The organism is Sphingomonas sp. SORGH_AS_0870, from assembly GCF_031453175.1.
Classification (GTDB): domain Bacteria; phylum Pseudomonadota; class Alphaproteobacteria; order Sphingomonadales; family Sphingomonadaceae; genus Sphingomonas.
Map to the genome: position 1 here is coordinate 3,769,916 of NZ_JAVIYW010000002.1, position 19,343 is coordinate 3,789,258.

The 19,343-nt window shown below is 67.7% G+C and carries 18 protein-coding genes and 1 pseudogene; 7 read left to right on the top strand and 12 right to left on the bottom strand.

Annotation, left to right across the window (positions count from 1 at the left end; genetic code table 11):
* Window positions 1-4 precede the first annotated feature (4 nt).
* From QE363_RS17545 to QE363_RS17570, 6 genes and pseudogenes are all read right to left on the bottom strand, one after another.
* The gene (locus QE363_RS17545) at window positions 5-967 is read right to left on the bottom strand and encodes an MlaD family protein (protein ID WP_307100754.1); all 963 of its coding nucleotides are present in this window, start codon (window positions 965-967) and stop codon (window positions 5-7) included.
* Window positions 967-1,884, bottom strand: coding sequence for an ABC transporter ATP-binding protein (locus QE363_RS17550; protein ID WP_307100756.1), 918 nt, complete (start codon window positions 1,882-1,884; stop codon window positions 967-969). Before QE363_RS17550 ends, QE363_RS17545 begins: the two co-directional genes overlap by 1 nt.
* On the bottom strand, window positions 1,884-2,990 hold the full coding sequence (locus QE363_RS17555) for an ABC transporter permease (RefSeq protein ID WP_307100758.1): 1,107 nt from the start codon (window positions 2,988-2,990) through the stop codon (window positions 1,884-1,886). Before QE363_RS17555 ends, QE363_RS17550 begins: the two co-directional genes overlap by 1 nt.
* Window positions 2,991-3,087: 97 nt before the next feature.
* Window positions 3,088-4,294, bottom strand: a pseudogene (locus QE363_RS17560) (DUF445 domain-containing protein).
* Between the two features lie 159 nt (window positions 4,295-4,453).
* The gene (locus QE363_RS17565; RefSeq protein WP_309697351.1) at window positions 4,454-7,657 is read right to left on the bottom strand and encodes an efflux RND transporter permease subunit; all 3,204 of its coding nucleotides are present in this window, start codon (window positions 7,655-7,657) and stop codon (window positions 4,454-4,456) included.
* 1 nt (window position 7,658) lies between these two features.
* Window positions 7,659-8,837 carry an efflux RND transporter periplasmic adaptor subunit gene (locus QE363_RS17570; protein WP_309698236.1) on the bottom strand — a complete coding sequence of 393 codons (1,179 nt, stop codon included), beginning with the start codon at window positions 8,835-8,837 and terminating at the stop codon, window positions 7,659-7,661.
* 214 nt (window positions 8,838-9,051) lie between these two features.
* On the opposite strand from QE363_RS17570, the gene QE363_RS17575 reads away from it, so the two are divergent.
* Window positions 9,052-9,795, top strand: a complete 744-nt coding sequence (locus tag QE363_RS17575) for an SIMPL domain-containing protein (protein WP_309697353.1) — start codon at window positions 9,052-9,054, stop codon at window positions 9,793-9,795.
* A 147-nt stretch (window positions 9,796-9,942) separates the two neighbouring features.
* On the opposite strand, the gene QE363_RS17580 is transcribed toward QE363_RS17575, so the two are convergent.
* From QE363_RS17580 to QE363_RS17590, 3 genes are all read right to left on the bottom strand, one after another.
* Window positions 9,943-10,200, bottom strand: coding sequence for a GlsB/YeaQ/YmgE family stress response membrane protein (locus tag QE363_RS17580; protein ID WP_042483991.1), 258 nt, complete (start codon window positions 10,198-10,200; stop codon window positions 9,943-9,945).
* 106 nt (window positions 10,201-10,306) lie between these two features.
* Window positions 10,307-10,606 carry a DUF1153 domain-containing protein gene (locus QE363_RS17585; RefSeq protein ID WP_307104629.1) on the bottom strand — a complete coding sequence of 100 codons (300 nt, stop codon included), beginning with the start codon at window positions 10,604-10,606 and terminating at the stop codon, window positions 10,307-10,309.
* A gap of 96 nt (window positions 10,607-10,702) precedes the next feature.
* Window positions 10,703-10,933 carry a hypothetical protein gene (locus QE363_RS17590; protein ID WP_309697356.1) on the bottom strand — a complete coding sequence of 77 codons (231 nt, stop codon included), beginning with the start codon at window positions 10,931-10,933 and terminating at the stop codon, window positions 10,703-10,705.
* 164 nt (window positions 10,934-11,097) lie between these two features.
* On the opposite strand from QE363_RS17590, the gene mnmA reads away from it, so the two are divergent.
* The 5 genes from mnmA (at window position 11,098) to QE363_RS17615 (ending at window position 15,860) form a co-directional block, all read left to right on the top strand.
* Window positions 11,098-12,204, top strand: a complete 1,107-nt coding sequence (mnmA, locus tag QE363_RS17595; protein WP_405053199.1) for a tRNA 2-thiouridine(34) synthase MnmA — start codon at window positions 11,098-11,100, stop codon at window positions 12,202-12,204.
* Window positions 12,205-12,219: 15 nt separating this feature from the next.
* Window positions 12,220-12,492, top strand: a complete 273-nt coding sequence (locus QE363_RS17600) for a UvrB/UvrC motif-containing protein (RefSeq protein WP_309697358.1) — start codon at window positions 12,220-12,222, stop codon at window positions 12,490-12,492.
* Window positions 12,493-12,615: 123 nt separating this feature from the next.
* Window positions 12,616-13,863 carry a putative DNA modification/repair radical SAM protein gene (locus QE363_RS17605; protein WP_309697360.1) on the top strand — a complete coding sequence of 416 codons (1,248 nt, stop codon included), beginning with the start codon at window positions 12,616-12,618 and terminating at the stop codon, window positions 13,861-13,863.
* A gap of 63 nt (window positions 13,864-13,926) precedes the next feature.
* Window positions 13,927-14,412 carry a hemerythrin domain-containing protein gene (locus QE363_RS17610; protein ID WP_309697362.1) on the top strand — a complete coding sequence of 162 codons (486 nt, stop codon included), beginning with the start codon at window positions 13,927-13,929 and terminating at the stop codon, window positions 14,410-14,412.
* Between the two features lie 47 nt (window positions 14,413-14,459).
* The gene (locus tag QE363_RS17615; protein ID WP_309697364.1) at window positions 14,460-15,860 is read left to right on the top strand and encodes a UdgX family uracil-DNA binding protein; all 1,401 of its coding nucleotides are present in this window, start codon (window positions 14,460-14,462) and stop codon (window positions 15,858-15,860) included.
* 41 nt (window positions 15,861-15,901) lie between these two features.
* Here QE363_RS17615 and QE363_RS17620 read toward each other — a convergent pair whose 3' ends face one another.
* Window positions 15,902-16,699 carry an aldo/keto reductase gene (locus QE363_RS17620; RefSeq protein WP_309697366.1) on the bottom strand — a complete coding sequence of 266 codons (798 nt, stop codon included), beginning with the start codon at window positions 16,697-16,699 and terminating at the stop codon, window positions 15,902-15,904.
* 74 nt (window positions 16,700-16,773) lie between these two features.
* Here QE363_RS17620 and QE363_RS17625 point away from each other — a divergent pair, with 74 nt between their 5' ends.
* The gene (locus tag QE363_RS17625) at window positions 16,774-17,409 is read left to right on the top strand and encodes a DedA family protein (RefSeq protein WP_307100779.1); all 636 of its coding nucleotides are present in this window, start codon (window positions 16,774-16,776) and stop codon (window positions 17,407-17,409) included.
* Here QE363_RS17625 and QE363_RS17630 read toward each other — a convergent pair.
* Window positions 17,364-18,779, bottom strand: a complete 1,416-nt coding sequence (locus tag QE363_RS17630; RefSeq protein ID WP_309697368.1) for a hypothetical protein — start codon at window positions 18,777-18,779, stop codon at window positions 17,364-17,366. The genes QE363_RS17625 and QE363_RS17630 overlap by 46 nt on opposite strands.
* Window positions 18,780-18,841: 62 nt before the next feature.
* A complete protein-coding gene (locus QE363_RS17635) occupies window positions 18,842-19,318 on the bottom strand; it encodes an Lrp/AsnC family transcriptional regulator (protein WP_309697369.1) in 477 nt (158 codons plus the stop codon).
* Between the last annotated feature and the right edge of the window lie 25 nt (window positions 19,319-19,343).

Consider the following 19,343-nt stretch of genomic DNA (forward strand, 5'->3'; position numbering starts at 1 on the left):
TTCCTCACTTGCCCTTATAGTCCGGCAGCTGGGGCTGCCCGATCAGCGACCCTGCGCCCTGCTGGTCGACCTTTTCGGCGACCGCCGACAGCGACTGGGTCATCACGCGCAGGTCGCGCACCAGACGATCGACCTCGGGCACGGTCTGCTTCGAGAAGGTCTGCAACCCCGGCCGCGCGTCGCCGATCGCCGAATTCAGCGTATCGGCGCTCTTCTGGGCCGACGCGATCGCCTTGTTCAGATTGACCATGGTCGGCTTGACGTCCTCGGCGAGCAGGCCGTTGGTCGTCGCCGCCAGCTGACCGATCGACTGCGCCGCATCGCCCGCCTGCTGGATCGCCACGCGGGTCTGCGCCAGCGTCGCCGCGATCTCCGGCCCGCGATCGGCCAATGCATCGGTCAGGCGGTTGGTATTGTCGAGGATACCCGCGATCGACGCCTGGTTACGATCCGACAACAGGCCGGTCAGCCGCTCGGTCAGCGTCGACAGCCGCTCCAGCAACTGCGGCGCGGAGTTCAGGATCGCGCCGATGCCGCCCTGCTTGGTCGGGATGACCGGCACGTCATAGGGGCAGACGGTCCGGTTTTCGGGCGTCGGGCAGGTGATCGGCGGCGCGCCCTTGCGCGCGCCATCGAGCGAGATGGTGCTGGTGCCGGTGAAGCTGGCCGAGATCGACGCGGTCGTCCCCTGAAGGATCGGCGTCTGGTCATTGACCGCGACCCGCACCCGCACGAATTGCGGATCGGGCCGCCACAGCGCGATTTCCTTCACCTGGCCCGAGGGCACGCCCGAATAGGTGACCGCCGAGCCCTTGGCCAGGCCGTCCACCGACTGGCGGAAGAAGATGTCATATTCCTTCTCCGACGTGCCGCCCAGCCGGGCGATCCAGACGGTGAAGATCGCCAGCACTGCGAGCAGGATCAGCACGACAGAGCCGACAAGGACGTGGTTCGAACGGGTTTCCATCAGCGTGTCCCTGCTTCGCCTCTCGCATGGGCATCGGCCCCACTGCCCTGGCTATGCTGGCCGGTGGCGTGGGCTTCGACTTCGGTGGGGTGACGTGCGGCGTCCGCATCCGCCGAACGGGGCGTCATATCGGCGATCTCGTCCTTGGCGGCGATGGCGGCACGGCCGCGCGGCCCCTTGAAATATTCCTCGATCCACGGATGGTCGAGCGCGATCAGTTCGTCGATCGTGCCGACCGCGATGACCTTCTTGTCCGCCAGCACCGCCACGCGGTCGCAAATGGCATAGAGGGTGTCGAGGTCATGGGTGATGAGAAAGACGGTCAGCCCCAGCGTCTTCTGGAGCGACTTGATCAACTGGTCGAACGCCGCCGCGCCGATCGGGTCTAGACCCGCCGTCGGTTCGTCGAGGAACAGCAACTCGGGGTCGAGCGCCAGCGCACGCGCCAGCCCGGCGCGCTTCTTCATGCCGCCCGACAGCTCGGCGGGATATTTGGGCCCCGCATCGGCGGGCAGGCCGGTCATCACCACCTTGTAGGACGCGATCTCGTCCATCAGCGCCTGGGGCAGCTCGCGATAGAATTCGCGCAGAGGCACCGCGACATTCTCCGCCACGGTCAGCGTCGAGAACAGCGCCCCCCCCTGGAACAGCACGCCCCAGCGCTTGCGGACCTCGGTCGCCTCGGTCGCCTCGCGCCCGATGGTGGGTTCGCCGAACACAGTGATCTCGCCGGTATCGGGGGTCTGGAGCCCGATGATCGAGCGCATCAGCACCGACTTGCCGGTGCCCGACCCGCCGACCACGCCCAGTATCTCGCCCTTGCGGACGTCCAGGTCGAGCCCGTCATGGATGACCTGCTCGCCAAAGCTGTTGCGCAGGCCCCGGACCTGGATCAGATGCTCGTCCCGTTCGGCCATCAGTCCCATCCGATCCAGGTGAAGAAGACCGCGAAGAACGCGTCGAGCACGATCACCAGGAAAATCGCCTGCACCACCGCCGCGGTGGTGCGCAGGCCGACCTGCTCGGCATCCGACTTGACCTGCATCCCCTGGAAACAGCCCGCGATCGCGATGATCGCGCCGAAGACGGGGGCCTTGATCAGCCCGACATACAGGTCGGTGATCGGCACCACTTCGCGGATGCGCGCGATGAAGGTGACGGGCGGGATGCCCAGCGACACCGCCGCCAGGAAACAGCCGCCGATCATCGCGATCAGCGAGGCATAGAAACCGAGCAGCGGCATCAGGGTGATCGCCGCCAGGGCGCGCGGGACGACCAGCGATTCCATCGGCGACACGCCGATGACCCGCATCGCATCGATCTCCTCGGTCAGCTTCATCGTGCCGATCTGCGCGGCGAAGGCCGAGCCCGACCTCCCTGCGACCATGATCGCGGTCATCAGCACGCCCAGTTCGCGCAAGGTGAGGCGGCCGACCAGGTTGATCGTGAAGACCTCCGCGCCGAACTGGCGAAGCTGCACCGCCCCCTGCTGCGCGATGACGATGCCGATCAGGAAACTCATCAGACCGATGATCGCCAGCGCCGATACGCCGACCGTCTCGAACTCATGCACCACCGCGTTGAAGCGGAAGCGGCGCGGATGGCGGATCACCGCCAGCCCCGCGATCACCGTCGCGCCCATGAAGCCGAGCAGGCCGTACAGCGTCTGGAACGCCGCCACCACCGCATCGCCGACCTCGCCCGCGACGCGCGCGAAGGGGCTGATCGGTTTGGGCCGCATCGCCACCGGCTGGTCCGCCTCGACCACCTTGTCGATCAGGTGGCGCTGGTCGTCGCTCAGCCCCTCGATCCGGGCGTCGTTGCGCGCGGCGAAGCGGTGGACCAGCCACGCGCCCACCGTGTCGATCCGGTCCACCCGCGACAGGTCGAGGCGGCGGACCGAGGCGTCCTCGCGATCCAGCCGTTCGGGCAGGTCGCCCAGCATCGCCAGCGACAGGCTGCCGGTGAAGCGCAGGGCCCCTCCGTCGGCCGGGTCGTGCTGATAATCGGCCTTGGCGTTCATCACCTGCCTCTTTGCGGGAAAGCGGGGGCATCGACAAGGCGCTTCCGCCTCGCGACGAATCGATCCCGCGCCTTAATTATACGGATAGGTGACGTTTTCAAAGCAGCCTGTCCACGACATGAAGGACCAGGCCGACGCTGCCGCCGACCAGCGTGCCGTTGATCCGGATATATTGCAGGTCGCGGCCGACCGCATTTTCCAGCCGGGTGGTGATCGTGTCGGCATCCCATCCGCGCACCGTCTCCGACACCAGCCGGACGATCCCGTCGCCGTAATCGGCCGCCACGCCCACCGCCGCGCGCCGGACGAAGCGGTTGATCGTCGCCGCCAGCCGGGGATCGGCCTGCAAGGTCTGCCCCAATTGCCGCAGCGCATCGCCCAGCCGCCCCGCCGTCACCGCCTCCGGATCGCGCGCCAGCCGCAGTAACGCCTCGCGCGCCTGTTCCCACAGCCCGTCCAGCCAGCGCTGCATCGCCGGATTGGCGATCAGTTCGGCCTTCATCGCCTCGACCCGCGCGCGCGTGTCGGGATCATATTGCAGGTCCCAGGCGAGGCGGTCGAGCCCCTCCTCGATCTTCTGGCGCAGCGGGTGCTCGCGATCCTCGGCGACGTCGTTCAGCAGCTTGTACAGCCCGTCGATCAGCTTGTCGGCCAGCGTCTCGTCCAGCCCGGTCCAGCGCAGGATCGCCCCGGCCCGCTCATGCACCATCGCGCGCAGGATCGGCTCGTTCGCCTCCAGCGCGCCCGCCGCCCAGCGCAGCCCTGAGTCCAACAGCGGCAGATGCCGTCCCTCGGCGATCGTCGCCTTGAGCAACTGGCCCAGGATCGGCGCCACCTCGGTCGCGCGCAGCCGCGATCCGATCCCCGCCTTGACCATGCCGCCCAGCCGCTGCGGATCGAAGGCGGTCAGCATCTCGGCGAACAGGCGCGAGGCCCCGCGCCGGATCCGCCCGCTTTCCTGCGGCGGCTGCGCCAGCCAGCGCCCCGCCGCGCCCGCCACGTCGACGCGGCTCATCCGGCGCGCGACGACGCGGGGGATCAGGAAATTGGTGCGCAGGAAATTGGCGAGCGTGTCGCCGATCCGATCCTTGTTGCGCGGCACGATCGCGGTATGCGGGGATGGGCAGGCCAAGCGGGTGGCGGAACAGCGCCGTCACCGCGAACCAGTCGGCCAGCCCGCCGACCATCGCCGCCTCGGCAAAGGCGCGAACGAAACCCCAGGCGGGATGCAACGGCTGAACGGTGCGCGCGATCAGGAACAGCGCCGCCATCGACAGCAACAGACCGGTCGCCACCACCCGCATCTTTCGCAGGGCGGGCGGAACGGGCTGGCTACCCCCCGGTCGCGCGTTCAGGTCCATCGATCATGACAATTCGTGAACAGCGGCTTTGTTCAAGCGGAATCTTTCCCAAGCGTAACGAAACCACCCATTGCTCCGCTGCAAGGGGAGCAATTCACCGCGTCACTCCGCCGGATCATAGCCCAGCTTGCCGGTCGCAGGGGGCAGCGCGGGGCCGCCCGCGGGCCCCTCGATCACCGGCCCACCCCGCTCGTCGCCGGGGGTGTAGGTCAGCAGCCGCCGACCGAGGCGCGGCCCGATCCAGCGCTCTGCCCCCACCGCCAGGCTGAACGCCGCGGGCACGATCAACAGGGTCAGGATGGTCGACAGGGCCAGCCCGCCGATCACCGTCACGCCCATCGGGCTGCGCCACGATCCGTCGCCGCCCAGCGACAGCGCGGTCGGGACCATGCCCGCGACCATCGCCACCGTGGTCATCACGATCGGCTGGGCGCGCTTGTGGCCCGCATCCAGCACCGCCTCGCGGATCGGCACGCCCTTGGCGATCTCCTCCAGCGCGAAGTCGATCAGCAGGATCGAGTTCTTGGCGACGATGCCGAGCAGCATCAACAGGCCGATATAGACCGGCAGCGACAGCGGATTGCCGGTGAAGTACAGGGCCAGCAACCCGCCCAGCGGCGCGAGCAGCAGCGAGGCCATGTTGACGAAGGGCGGCAGGAAGCGGCGATAGAGCAGCACCAGCACCGCAAAGACCATGAACACGGCCGAAATGATGGCCGTGAAGAAGTTGGTCATCATCTCGTTCTGCATCTTGGCCTGGCCCAGCACCATCTCGCTGACCCCCATGGGCAGAGTCTTCATGATGGGCAGGTCATGGACCTTCTTCATCGCGTCGCCGCTGATGACGCCCTTGGCCAGGTCGGCGCCGACCGTGATCTGCCGCCGCTGGTTCACGCGGTCGATCTGGGTCGGCCCCGCGCCCAGGCCGATATCCGCCACGACGCTGAGCGGCACCGAGCCGCCGGTCTGGGTCTGGACCGGCAGGTTCTGGATGGTCGACAGGCGGGCGCGGGCATTCTGGTCCAGCGCGACGCGGATCGGCACCTGACGATCGGACAGCGAGAAACGGGCCGAATTCTGGTCGATATCGCCCAGCGTCGCGATGCGGATCGCGCTCGACAGCGCCTGCGTCGTCACGCCCAGATTGGCCGCGAGGTCGAGCCGCGGGCGGATGACGATTTCGGGCCGGTCGAGATTGCCGACGATGCGCGGCGCGACCAGGCCAGGCACGGTCCCCATCTGCTCGACGATCTTGTTGGCGGTATCGCGCAGCACCGCCGGATCGTCGCCGCCCAGCGTGATGGTCAGGTCGCGGCCGCTCGATCCCCAGCCGAACTGCGACTGGAAGGACACGCGCGCATCGGGGATCGCCGCCAGCTCGGGCGCCAGCGACCGCTCGAAGTCGGTGCTCTTCATCGAGCGATCCTCCTTCAGCGTCGCGACCACGCGGCCATTGCCGACGCTGGTGCGCGAATAGACCGATTCGACATCGGGCTGCTTCTTCAGGAACGCGGCGACGCGGCGGACGACCTGATCGGTCTGGGCCAGCGTCGTGCCCGGCACCATCTCGACCTTGGCGACCGCCTGGTCATTGTCCTGCGGCGGCTGGAAGGTCTTGGGGATGACCGCGAACATCACGACGGTCAGCGCGAAGGCGGCAAAGCCGATGCCGATCACCCACAGGCGATGGTCGCGGAACCGCCCGAAGAAGCGCCGCACCGCCCCGCGCCGCACGCCGTCGGTCGGCCGGTCATAGCGCAGCGACCAGCGCAGCGTCGCCATATAGGCGTCCATCAGCCGCCCCTCGCCGTGACTGGCATGGCCCGCCGACTTCAGGAAATAGGCCGCGATCATTGGGGTGATCATGCGCGCCACCGCCAGGCTCATGAGGACCGAGACGACGACGGTCAGGCCGAAATTCTTGAAATACTGGCCCGGCACGCCCGGCATGATCGACACCGGCAGGAACACCGCGACGATCGCCATGGTGGTGCCCAGCACGGCCAGGCCGATCTCGTCCGCCGCGTCGATCGACGCCTGATAGGCGGATTTGCCCATGCGCATATGGCGCACGATATTCTCGATCTCCACGATCGCATCGTCGACCAGCACGCCGGCCACCAGGCTGAGCGCCAGCAGCGTCATCTGGTTCAGCGTGAAGTCCAGCAGGTCCATGACCCAGAAGGTCGGGATCGCCGACAGCGGGATCGCCAGCGCCGAGATCACCGTCGCGCGCCAGTCGCGCAGGAACAGGAACACGACGATCACCGCCAGCACCGCGCCCTCGATCATCGCATGGATGGCGCTTTCATATTGCTGCTCGGTATATTTCACGCTGTTCGAGCGGAGGACGAACTTCACCTCCGGATTGCGCTTTTCCAGCGCCTTCAGCTTTTCCACCGCGCCATTATAGACGCTGACGTCCGAGGCGCCCTTGGCACGCTGGAAGTCGAAGCTGATGACCTGCCGCCCGTCGACCGCCGCCTGAGACCGCCGCTCGGCATAAAGGTCGCGCACCGTCGCGATGTCGGCCAGCCGCACGGTCCGCCCGCCGCGCACGTTGATCTGGCTCTGGCCCAGGTCATAGGCGTTGCGCGCATTGCCCAGCACGCGGACCGCCTGCTCGGTGCCCGCGATCTCGGCGCGGCCACCGGCGGCGTTCAGGTTGGTCATGCGCAGCTGTGCGTTGACCTCGCTGGCGGTCAGCCCCTGCGCCTGGAGCTTCAGCGGGTCGAGGATCACGCGGATCTCGCGCGTCACGCCGCCATTGCGGATGACCTTGGAGAGGCCGGGGACCGACAACAGCTCCTTGGTGACGTTGTTGTCGATATACCAGCTGAGCTGTTCGGGTGTCATGTTGGACGCGACCGCCGAATAGCTGGCCAGGTCGTTGTCGGTCGAATCGACGCGGATCACCTGCGGCTCGAGGATGCCGTCGGGCAGCATCGAGCGGATCTGGGTGATCGCGTCGCGCGCATCGCTGACCGCGCGGTCGATCGGCGTGCCGATATCGAGCTGGACCAGCGTCTGCGACTGGCCCTCGGTCACGGTCGAGGTGATCTGGTCGACGCCCTGGAGGTTCCGCAACGCCGCCTCGACCCGCTGGGTGACCTGCGTCTCCAGCTCGGTCGGCGCCGCACCCGGCTGGCTGACGACGACCACGACGATCGGAAAATCGATATCGGGGTCGTTGTTCACGTCCATCCGCATGAAGCTGACGATCCCCGCCAGCGTCAGCGCGACGAACAGGACGATCGGCGGAACCGGGTTCCGGATCGCCCAGGCGGAGATGTTGCGGAAACTCATGTCACTTGGCCTCCGGGCCGCCGAGGATCGGATGGACGAGCTGGCCCGCCGCCAGGAAGCCGCCCGCCGAACGGACCACCCGCTCATTGCCGGTCAGGCCCGAGGCGATGGTGACGCCGTCGTCGGACACCTGCCCGATCTTGATGTCGCGCCGGGCGACCTTGTTGTCCGACCCCACGATATACACGAAGCTGCCCTTGTCGTCGCTCTGGATCGCCGAGTCCGGCAGGACGGGGGCATGGCCCGCGCCGCCGCGGATCGTCGCCGCCGCAAAGCCGCCGGGACGCAGCGCGGGGTCATAGGCCAGCGCGATGCGCGCCACGCCCTGCCGCGTCTGCGGATCGATGACCGGCGACACCTGCCACACCTCGCCCTTGAAGGTCTTGTCGCCGCCGACCGGGGTGACGGTGGCGGGCGCCCCGACGGCCAGGCCGACCAGATCGGCCTCCGCCAGCTGCGCGCGCAGCTCCATCTGACCGCCCATCGCCATGCGGAAGAGGACGCCCGAGCCCGAGCTGACGATCTGGCCCGGCTCGGCGGCGCGGGTCAGGATCAGCCCTTCGGCGGGCGCACGGATGTCGAGGCGGCCGTTGCGCGCCTGCGCTTCCCGGAAGGTCGCCTGCGCGGCGCGGACGCGCGCGGCGGCGGCGTCGCGGGTAGCGGCGCGGCGCTGGAGATCGGCCTTGGAGATGAAGCCGCGATCGACCAGCTGCTGCGCGCGGTCCAGCTCGGCCTGCGCGATCTGCTGATCCGACTGGGCGACCGCGACCTGCGCGTTCAGCGCCGAGGCGGTCTGGGTCTGGACCGAGCGATCGACGGTCGCCAGCACCTGGCCCGCGCGGACCCACTGGCCCGGTTCGACCAGGACGCGGGTGATCATGCCCCCCTCGCCCGCGACGCCGACCGGCATCTCGCGACGCGCGGCCAGCGTGCCGGTGGCCGAGACCACCCGGCTGACCGCCTGCTGCCCCGGCACGACGACGGTGATGTTGGGCACCTGCGTCCCCGCACCGGCGGCGGAGGCCGCCTCATGCTTCTTGCCGCCGAGCATGTACCAGCCGCCCAGCGCCAGCACGATCACCACCAGGGCGATGGCGATCCAGCGCCCACGCCGCGCGGGCGCCGGTCCCTCCAGCCCCAAATGCCGGCCGCCACCGATCGCCGCCGTCTCGTAATTCATGTTCGTCACCGATCCCCGATCCGCATCCTTCGTGCGCATTTCACCCTTGGGATGCGCCATGACCCGCTGTGTTATAGAAATATAGCACCATGCTCAAGCGTCTTTGCGCGATACTGGATCAAGATGGCTCAAGAATGATTCCGGCGCGTTCATCGCACGTTTTGCCGAGCTTCGCCAAAGCTTTGCCAGCTTCAAACTGCATCAACGGGAGATGATGATGAACAAAATTCTGCTTGCCGCCGCACTGGCGCCCGCCGTGCTGATCCCGGGGGCCGCCTGGGCCCAGAGCGCGCCCGCGCCGACCACGGTCGAGCCGCTGGTCCCGGCGACGGGCGCGGTCCTCGACGTCTCGGCCGAGGGGCGGACAAGCCGCGTCCCCGACCTGGCGACGATCCGCGCGGGTGTGGTCAGCCAGGGCGCGACCGCCGCCGCCGCGCTGTCCGACAATGCGCAGCGCATGGCGCGCGTGCTGGCGGCGGTGAAGCGCGCCGGGGTCGCCGATCGCGACATCCAGACCGCGACCGTGCAGTTGCAGCCGCAATATCGCTATGGCGAGAATGTCCCGCCGACCATCACCGGCTATCAGGCGACCAACACGCTCAGCATCCGCTTCCGCGACATCGCCAAATCGGGCAGCGTCCTCGACGCACTGGTCGCGCAGGGCGCCAACCAGATTGACGGGCCCAATCTGTCGATCGACAATCCCGATGCCGCGCTGAACGAGGCGCGCACCGATGCCATCCAGAAAGCCCGTGCACGTGCCGAGCTTTATGCCAAGGCGGCGGGGCTGCGGGTCGCGCGGATCGTGTCGATCACCGAGAATGGCCAGGATGCGGGCGGCCCCGAGCGCCCGATGATGATGCAGGCGATGGCGCGCGACGCGGTGGCCAAGACCAGCATCGCCCCCGGCGAGCGCGACGTGACGGTCAATGTCTCGGTCCGCTTCCTGCTGAACTGAACGGACGACGCCCCCATGACCGATCGGCTTGGGGGCGTCGCTCATTCCGCCGGGACGATCCCGGCGGGGAAAAGCATATCTGATACGAGAAGGGCCGCCCGGTCGCCCGGACGGCCCATTCGCTCAATCGCCCTTTGTGGGGAGCGATTAACGCACCCGGCCGCGACGGACCAGGTTCACGATCGCCAGCAGGACGACGGCGCCCAGCAGCGAAACCAGGAACGACGTCAGCGTCAGTCCGGCATTGTTGATCGAACCGCCGGCAAAGATCAGGCCGCCGATAAACGCACCGACCACACCGACGACGATGTTCAGGAAGATGCCCTGCTGGGCATCGGTACGCATGATGATGCTAGCCAGCCAGCCGATGACACCACCGACGATAAGCCACAGGATAATACCCATTGTCTTTCCCTCCGTTGGGCCCGCAAGCGGGACACGGGGTTTAGACGTGCGAATGGCGTTACTTGTTCCGTACCCGTATCATCAACTCGACGCAAAAATCGATTTGTCAATATTTCTGCTGGCGTTCGTAAAGGGTGCGATAATGCTGGATGCGGGTCACGCGCAGGCCCGGCATGCCCGACCGGTCGATCGCGCGCTGCCACCCCGCAAATTCCTCGACCGACAGGCCATAGCGGTCGCACACCTCGTCGACCGACAGCAATCCGCCGTTGACGGCCGCCACCACCTCCGCCTTGCGGCGGACCACCCAGCGGGTCGTGCTGGCCGGCGGCAAGGTTTCGAGCGTCAGCGGTTCGCCGAGCGGCCCGATTACCTTGGCAGGGCGGATCTTCTGGTTCTCGATCATCATGCAACCTCGTCGGGGCTCCCTACCCCATATCGTCTACCAGGGAATGGGTAACACAGGCCGTTGAACACGGCTTAAAACCAACCGGTTAATTCTTCATTTACCCTGACTCCATTCGGCAAGAGCCCGTGCCATCGCCCCGTTGAACGCCCCGTCCAGCGGGGCGAACAGCGCCGGATCCACCGGCTCGCGGACAAAGCCAGCCTGCACTGCGGCCGTATGGCTGGCCGCCTGCCGCGCGGTCGCGCCGACCATCAGCACCGCCAGATCGGGCGGCAACACCGTCAGTTCGGTATCCCGATCGAATCTGTTGAAGCTGAGATCCAAAAGCGCCATCCATATTGTGGGTCGGCCCTCCTGTTACTGGACGGGTATGAAAGCCGGGTAAAGGCCCATCGCATCAGCCCCGTTTTTCAGGCCCCTGTCACCCCTTTCCCCATCAGCCGCCCCGATTTTTTGCATGCCCGGCCGGAAAGGCGTATGGGAGCGCGATGGAGCAGATGGTGGATTTCCAGCTTGGGGGCGATCCCCGGGCGCGTCGGATCGTGGTGGCGATGTCGGGCGGGGTCGACAGTTCGGTCGTCGCCGCGCTGGCCCATGCCACGGGGGCCGAGACGATCGGCGTCACCCTCCAGCTCTACGATCATGGCGAAGCGGTCGGCCGCGCCGGGGCCTGTTGCGCGGGCCGCGACATTCGCGACGCGCGCGCGGTGTGTGACCGGCTGGGCATCGCGCATTACGTCTTCGACCATGAGAACAGCTTCCGCACCCAGGTGGTCGATCGCTTCGCCGACGAATATCTGGCCGGACGCACCCCGATCCCTTGCGTCCAGTGCAATATGGGGCCGAAATTCACCGACCTGCTGGCCCTCGCGCGCGATCTGGGCGCGGACTGCCTGGCGACCGGCCATTATGTCCGCCGGGTCGAAGGCGCGAGCGGCGCGGAGCTGCATCGCGGGGCCGATCCGGCGCGCGACCAGAGCTATTTCCTGTTCGCCACCACCCAGGCCCAGCTGGACTTCCTGCGCTTCCCGCTCGGCGCGCTGCCCAAGTCGCGGGTGCGCGAGATCGCGGCCGAACTGGGCCTCGGCGTCGCGGCCAAGCCCGACAGCCAGGATATCTGCTTCGTCCCCGACGGCGATTATGCGGGCCTGGTCCGCAAGCTGCGCCCCGAGGCCGATACGCGCGGCGACATCGTCGACCTGTCGGGCACCAAGCTGGGCGAGCATCGCGGCCTGATCCACTATACGGTCGGCCAGCGGCGCGGGCTGGAGATCGGCGGCAGCCCCGAGCCGCTCTATGTCGTCCGGCTGGAGCCCGACACCAAGCGCGTCGTCGTCGGCCCGCGCGCGGCGCTGGCGGTGGAGGCGGCGCGGCTGAGCGCGATGAACATCCTCGGCCCGCTCGACGGCCCGCTCTTCGCCAAGGTCCGCTCGATGGCCAAGCCGGTGCCCGCGCGCATGGTCGGCGACCGGCTGGTCTTCGACGCGCCCGAATATGGCGTGTCGCCGGGCCAGGCGGCGGTGCTGTACGACGGCGACCGGGTGCTCGGCGGCGGCTGGATCGCCGAGACCGAGGCGGCACGCATCGCCGCCTGACGCGTTTATCGGGTCATGACCGGGCCAAGCATCGAAGACCTCCGCCGCCAAATGGACGCCGCCGCCGAACGCCTCGACTTCGAGGAGGCGCGGGCGCTTCGCGACCGGATCAACCTGCTGCGCGGCGGGGCGGAGGATATCAGCGTCGACACCAGCGGCCTGACCCGCCAGCAACCCGGCGCGATGGGCCTGGGCACCAGCCAGTCCCGCCCCGAACGCCCCGAAGGCTGGGTGCCGCCCAAAAAGCCCGACCCGATGACCAAAGGACGCGGGCGGCGACAGGGTTGAGGGCTGGCGGGGCGGCCGATCCAGCCTGCGCGACATCCGCCTTTAATCCATCGAACCGTCCGCCAACCACCGGATCGCCCGGTTCCGCTTGTCGCGCCGCACGGGCGAACATATATCGAACACATGGCGCAACTCGACACCCGTGAGAAGCTGGCGATCCTGGCGGATGCCGCGAAATACGATGCCTCCTGCGCCTCGTCGGGCACGTCCAAACGCAACAGCCGCGACGGCAAGGGGATCGGCTCGACCGAGGGCATGGGCATCTGCCATGCCTATGCGCCCGATGGCCGGTGCATCTCGCTGCTCAAGATCCTGCTGACCAACAGCTGCATCTTCGACTGCCATTATTGCATCAACCGCAAGTCCTCCAATGTCCGCCGCGCGCGGTTCACCGCGCAGGAGGTGGTGAACCTCACCCTCGCCTTCTACCGGCGCAATTATATCGAAGGGCTGTTCCTCTCGTCGGGCATCATCAAATCGTCCGATTACACGATGGAGCAGATCGTCGAGGTCGCCCGGAGCCTGCGCGAGGATCATGGCTTTCGCGGCTATATCCATCTGAAGACCATTCCCGACGCCGATCCCGAACTGGTGCGGCTGGCGGGGGTCCATGCCGACCGCGTGTCGATCAATGTCGAGCTGCCGACCGTGGGCGGGCTCCGCCGCCTCGCGCCAGAAAAGGATGCCGCTCGAATCGAAGGCGCAATGGCCGATGTGAAGACCGCGATCGAGGACCGGGCGGACGCCTCCAAACGCTACAAGTCCGCGCCCGGCTTCGCGCCCGCCGGCCAGTCGACGCAGATGATCGTCGGCGCCGATGCCGCCACCGACCGCGACATCGTCGGGCGCGCGGCGACGCTCTACGACCGGTTCCGCCTGCGCCGCGTCTATTATTCGGCATTCAGCCCGATCCCCGACGCCTCGGCCGTCCTGCCGCTCCAGCGCCCGCCGCTGATGCGCGAGCACCGGCTGTACCAGTCCGACTGGCTGATGCGCTTCTACGACTATCGCCCCCATGAGGTGGCCGCCGCCGCCGACGAGGCGACGGGCATGCTGCCGCTGGACATCGATCCCAAGCTCGCCTGGGCGCTTAAATTCCGCCAGCATTTCCCGGTCGATGTGAACCGCGCCCCGCGCGAGATGCTGCTGCGCGTGCCGGGACTGGGGGTGAAGGCGGTGGACCGGATCATCGCCACCCGCCAATGGCGCAGGCTGCGGCTGGAGGATGTCGGGCGGCTGACCGTCTCGATCGCCAAGCTGCGCCCTTTCCTGATCGCCGAGGACTGGCGCCCGGTCGCGCTGGCCGAGCGGGCAGACCTGAAGCCGCTGGTCAAGCCGCGCGGCAAGCAGCTCGAACTCTTCGCTGAGTGAGAGTGATTCGCGGGTGAAACGCGCGTCGCGCTTCGCCGTTGGTCGCGCGAAGGAGACAGGGCCATGGCCACCGCCGACATCTATGCCGATCTGAAGCGCGACCACGACAAGCAGCGGGAAATGCTCAAGGAACTCGCCGAGCTGAAGGGCGACGGAGCCAAGCGCAAGAAGCTGTTCGAGGCGTTCCGCATCGAGATCCAGAGCCACGCCGCCGCCGAGGAGGAGTCGCTCTATGCCACCATGCTGGGCGAACCCGAGCTGCGCGACGATGCTCGCCATTCGGTGTCCGAGCATAAGGAGATCGACGATCTGCTCGGCGAGATGATGGACCTCGACTTCGCATCGGACGAGTGGGAGTCCAAATTCTTCCACATGCGCCATCGCTATGAACATCATATCGACGAGGAAGAGGAAGAGATGTTCCCGGCCGCCGAAAAGGAACTGGACGACGCGACCGAGAAGAAGCTCGCCGAAATCTACGAAGAGCGCAAACCCATCGAGGCGAAGGAGGCCAAGGGCAATCCGCCGGGCGGAGACGAGCGCGATTGATCGGGAGCGACCCTCATCCTCCCCGCCACGGGGAGGATTGACGCGCCATGCGCATCATAACCCTTTCTGCCCCCGATGATTTCGACGCGTGGCGGGACGCGGCGCGTGGGCTGATCGCCGACGCCGTGCCGCCCGATCAGGTCGTCTGGCAGGTCGGCGAGCAGACCGCCGACCTGTTCGGCGCCGTCGCGGAGGAGAGGCCGACCAGCCCCGCGCCGCGCTTCACGGTCGCGCGCGGCTTCATCGACGTCGCGCGCAGCGTCATCCTGTCGAACGATCCGGAGCGTTTCGCGCTGCTCCACACCGCGCTCGACCGGCTGCGGCGGCAACCCCGGCTGATCGAGGATCAGGCCGATCCGCTGGTTCGGCGGCTCGACCGGCTCGCCAAGGCGGTGCGGCGCGACATCCACAAGATGCGCGCCTTTCTGCGTTTCCGCGAGACCGAGGATGACGACGGCCCGCGCTATGTCGCCTGGTTCGAGCCCGAACATCATATCGTGCGCGCCAATGCGGCCTTCTTCGTCAACCGCTTCACGACGATGCGCTGGTCGATCCTGACGCCCGAGGTGTCGCTCCACTGGGACGGCAAGACGCTTTCCGAGGGGCCGGGCGCCAGCAAGGCCGACGCGCCCGAGGGCGATCCGACCGAGGCGGTGTGGAAGACCTATTATGCCAGCATCTTCAACCCCGCGCGCGTGAAGATCGGCGCGATGTTGAAGGAGATGCCGCGCAAATACTGGAAAAACATGCCGGAAACCGCGTTGGTCCCGCAACTGATCGCAGGCGCGCAGGCACGGGAGACGGGCATGATCGACACCGCCAGGGTGGATGTACGGACCGGACGCGGCGGCAATGCGCAGGCGGCCTGGGCGGCGCTGCGCGACGAGGCGATGGGCTGCACCCGCTGTCCGCTCTACGCACCCGCCACCCAGACGGTGTTCGGCGAAGGCCCGGTGGACGCGCCCCTGATGTTCGTCGGCGAGCAGCCGGGCGACCAGGAGGATTTGGCGGGCCGCCCCTTTGTCGGTCCTGCCGGACAGGTGTTCGACCGCGCGGTGGCGGAGGCGGGGATCGACCGCGCGCGGGCCTATGTCACCAACGCGGTCAAGCATTTCAAGTTCGAGCCACGCGGCAAGCGGCGTATCCACAGCTCGCCCAATGCGGGGGAAATCCAGGCATGCCGCTGGTGGGTCGAGCAGGAACGCCTGCTGATCCAGCCGCAGGTGACCGTCGCGCTGGGCGCGACGGCGGCGCGCTCGCTGTTCGGCAAAGCGATGACGATCGGACGCGAGCGGGGCAAGGCGCTGACCCTGCCCGATGGCGGAACGGCGTTCATCACCGTCCACCCCAGCTATCTGCTCCGCCTGCCCGATCCGGCGGCGAAGGAGGTGGAATATGCGCGCTTCGTCGAGGATCTGAGGCTGGCGGCGGGGGCATTGTCGTCCTGACGAAATGCGACCGGACGACGGTCATTAAAGTCGCGACAGGCTCACATCGTGCGCGGGTCCGGCCCGATCCGCCCCTCGGCATCGTCCAGCGCGTCGATCGCGGCCATATCCTCGTCGTCCAGCGTCAGTTCGGTCGCAGCGAAATTGTCCGCCATGTGCGCCGCATCCGCCGCCTTGGGGATCACCGACAGGCCATGCGCCAGATGCCAGGCGAGGATGACCTGCGCCGCCGAGCGACCATGCTTGTCCGCAATGGCGACGATCTCGGGCGTCTTCAGCAGTTCGCCGCCCTGCCCCAGCGGGCTCCAGCTCTGGGTCACGATGCCCTTGGCTTGGTGATAGGCGCGCGCCTCGCGCTGCTGGAAGCGGGGGTGGAGCTCGATCTGGTTGACCGCGGGCACCACGCCCGTCGCCTCGATGATACGGTCGAGATGCTCGGGCAGGAAGTTCGACACGCCGATCGACTTGGCCTTGCCCGCCTCGCGAAGCGCGATCAGGCTTTGCCATGCCTCGACATAGGCGTCCTCGGCGGGGACCGGCCAGTGGATCAGATAGAGGTCGACCGCCTCGACGCCGAGCAGCGCCAGGCTCTCGTCCAGCGCCGCTTCGGCATCGCGGTGGCGGTCGTTCCACAGCTTGGTGGTCAGGAACACATCCGCATCGCGAAGGCCGTCGCCCACGCCGCGCTCATTGCCATAAAGGGCGGCGGTGTCGACCAGACGATAGCCGGTATCGAGCCCGCGCCGCACCACCAGCGCGACCTGCGAATCCGGGATCTGATAGGTGCCCAGCCCGATTTGCGGCATGGTGCGATCATCGTTCAGGGTCAACATCGTCATGCGTCCCAAACCGGCCGCACGCCCATGCGGTTCCGATTGACCCTGCCCCGCCAATCGCGCAAGTCGCTGGCCCCATGGTCGAACAACTTCTTTCCGCACTGGCGAGCTTCGCCATCTGGGTCATCTCGTCGGGCGGCTATCTGGGCATCATGCTGCTGATGGCGATCGAGAGCGCGTGCATTCCGCTGCCCTCCGAGATCATCATGCCCTTTGCCGGCTATCTGGTGTCGACCGGCCAGTTCAACCTCTATCTCGCCGCGACGGCGGGGGCGCTGGGGTGCAATCTGGGTTCGATCGTCGCCTATGAGATCGGCAAGCGTGGCGGGCGGCCGGTCGCGGAGCGCTGGGGCAAATATCTCCTGATCGGGCCGGGCGAGCTGGACGCGGCGGATCGGTTCTTCGCGCGATACGGCTCGATCGCGGTGATGATCGGGCGGCTGTTGCCGGTGATACGCACCTTCATCGCCTTTCCGGCGGGGGTGGCGCGGATGCCGCTCGTGCCGTTCCACCTCTATACCTTCCTCGGCAGCTGGCCCTTCTGCCTGGTCCTTGCGATCGTCGGGCGCGAGCTGGGCGAGAAATGGGATTCGGACCCGCGCGTGAAGGCGTTCTTCCACCGGGCCGATCTGGCGATCGGGATCGTGCTGGTCCTGCTGGTCGGCTTCTATGTCTGGCACCGGGTGCGCGGGCTGAAGCGCGCGCAGGACTGAACCAGCCACAGGGCGAGCGGGATCGCGACCGCCGCCCATAGATAAAGGCCGTTCCAGCTCGTCCATCCCCACCATTCGGAGGGGATGGTGCGCAGGTCGCCGAAGCGGAACCGCAGCTGGATCACCGCCTGCCACCAGGCCCAGCGATAGCCGGGCGGCGCGAAGATCTCCGCCGCCGCGATGGTCAGGTTGATCGCGACCGAACCGATCAGCAGCATCGCCAGCCCGACGCGCTGCCACCCGGCCCGCGCCATCGCCCAGACCGGCGCCAGCCCCAGCGCCGCCACGCCCGCCAGCGGCATCGCATGGCGCGGGCCGGTGGCGTTGCCGCCGTCCCAATAGACATAGGCCGCGTTGACCAGCAGCGCGACGACCGCCACCCCGGCCGCCGCCAGCGCGATCCCGCGCGTCGCCCGCTCCTCCCCCAGCCGCCACAGGCCGACCGGCGCGACCAGCAGCACCGGCGCCACCCAGAACAGCCCGCGCGTCGGCCCGACCAGAATCTCGCGCAGCACCGCCAGGCGCGGCACGGTCAGCCCGAACAGCCCCTGATTCATCCCCTCGAACCCGACCACGCCCGAATAGCCGATGCGGAACAGCGTCCCGAAGGCGAAGAGATTATAGGCGGCAAGCGGCAACAGCCCCGCCACCCCCGCGACGATCAGCGGCAGCAGCGCCCTGGGCGTCGCGCGATATTTCCACACCGCCCACAGCCCGATGACCGATCCCGCCAGCACCGCCTGATATTCGACCACCACCGCCCAGCCGAGCGCCAACCCCGCCGCCGCCATCCCCCGTCCGCCACCACGCGCGACGCCCGCCAAAGCGATGACGAACAACGCCGCGACCGCCGCATGGCCCAGCAAGGTGGTGGAATAGCCCCAGATCGGCGTCCCCAGCGCATAGCCCAGCGCCGCGAACAGCGCCGCCCCCGCGCCGCCGGTCAGCGTCAGTGCCAGATCGAACAGCAGCACCGCCGCGATGGCGGTCAGCAGCGCCGATCCGGTCGCCGCCGCCACCCGCGTACGCAGCTTCAGATAGGCGACGAAGCCGGGATCGACCGAGCTTGGTATATGCCGTCCCGCGCGGTCGCCGGTGACGAGGTCGGTGATCGCCACGGCGGGCAAGGCCATAAGGGTCATGCCCGGCGCCTTGTCGAGATAGGCATGGTTACCGAACTGCGCCTTGTCGATGGTCAGCGGCGCGAAGGGGTCGATGGTCGCGGTGCCGTCCTCGACCATGCGGATCGCGGCGAACAGCCGGGTGGCGTTGTTGGGATTGAATTCCCACGACCCGAACCAGGCACCGCTCAGCCAGACCAGCAGGAACAGGCCGATCCGAATCCTCCCCAAGCCCTGCGTCCGCGCCATATCGTCTCCGCCGCCTGTCGTGGTCGGGCGGTATCGGGGCCGCGCGTGTCGGGCAAGCGTCCTTAGGATCCGGGCCCGATCGGCAGCGAGGTGGTCGACTTGATCTCCGACAGCGCGACGGTGGAGTTGATTTCCTGCACCCCCGGCAGGTTGGACAGCCGCTCGAAGAACAGCCGTTCATAGGATTCGATATCGGCCGCCACGATGCGCAGCATGAAGTCGACCGACCCCATCAGCACATGGCATTCCATCACCTCGGGCACCTCACGGATCGCGGCGGTGAATTCGTCCAGATTGGCGCGGCCATGCGCGTTGAGCTTCACCTGCGCGAAGATCTGCGCCTTCAGCCCGACCTTGGCCCGGTCGACCAGCGCGACGCGCCGTTTGATGATCCCCTCCCGCTCCAGCCGGTCGATCCGGCGCCAGCAGGGCGAGGCCGACAGGCCGACCGCCTCGGCGATGGCGGCGGTGGACAGGCTGGCATCCTCCTGAAGCAAGGCGAGGATGCGGCGTTCCCAGATATCGAGCTCGTGCGGCATAACCATTCCGATAAATCGCCTTATC

Coding starts and splice junctions, on each gene's coding strand:
- QE363_RS17545 (WP_307100754.1), bottom strand. CDS start 967: ATGGAAACCCGTTCGAACCACGTCCTTGTCGGCTCTGTCGTGCTGATC.
- QE363_RS17550 (WP_307100756.1), bottom strand. CDS start 1,884: ATGGCCGAACGGGACGAGCATCTGATCCAGGTCCGGGGCCTGCGCAAC.
- QE363_RS17555 (WP_307100758.1), bottom strand. CDS start 2,990: ATGAACGCCAAGGCCGATTATCAGCACGACCCGGCCGACGGAGGGGCC.
- QE363_RS17565 (WP_309697351.1), bottom strand. CDS start 7,657: ATGAGTTTCCGCAACATCTCCGCCTGGGCGATCCGGAACCCGGTTCCG.
- QE363_RS17570 (WP_309698236.1), bottom strand. CDS start 8,837: ATGAATTACGAGACGGCGGCGATCGGTGGCGGCCGGCATTTGGGGCTG.
- QE363_RS17575 (WP_309697353.1), top strand. CDS start 9,052: ATGATGAACAAAATTCTGCTTGCCGCCGCACTGGCGCCCGCCGTGCTG.
- QE363_RS17580 (WP_042483991.1), bottom strand. CDS start 10,200: ATGGGTATTATCCTGTGGCTTATCGTCGGTGGTGTCATCGGCTGGCTG.
- QE363_RS17585 (WP_307104629.1), bottom strand. CDS start 10,606: ATGATCGAGAACCAGAAGATCCGCCCTGCCAAGGTAATCGGGCCGCTC.
- mnmA (WP_405053199.1), top strand. CDS start 11,098: ATGGAGCAGATGGTGGATTTCCAGCTTGGGGGCGATCCCCGGGCGCGT.
- QE363_RS17600 (WP_309697358.1), top strand. CDS start 12,220: ATGACCGGGCCAAGCATCGAAGACCTCCGCCGCCAAATGGACGCCGCC.
- QE363_RS17605 (WP_309697360.1), top strand. CDS start 12,616: ATGGCGCAACTCGACACCCGTGAGAAGCTGGCGATCCTGGCGGATGCC.
- QE363_RS17610 (WP_309697362.1), top strand. CDS start 13,927: ATGGCCACCGCCGACATCTATGCCGATCTGAAGCGCGACCACGACAAG.
- QE363_RS17615 (WP_309697364.1), top strand. CDS start 14,460: ATGCGCATCATAACCCTTTCTGCCCCCGATGATTTCGACGCGTGGCGG.
- QE363_RS17620 (WP_309697366.1), bottom strand. CDS start 16,699: ATGACGATGTTGACCCTGAACGATGATCGCACCATGCCGCAAATCGGG.
- QE363_RS17625 (WP_307100779.1), top strand. CDS start 16,774: ATGGTCGAACAACTTCTTTCCGCACTGGCGAGCTTCGCCATCTGGGTC.
- QE363_RS17630 (WP_309697368.1), bottom strand. CDS start 18,779: ATGGCGCGGACGCAGGGCTTGGGGAGGATTCGGATCGGCCTGTTCCTG.
- QE363_RS17635 (WP_309697369.1), bottom strand. CDS start 19,318: ATGCCGCACGAGCTCGATATCTGGGAACGCCGCATCCTCGCCTTGCTT.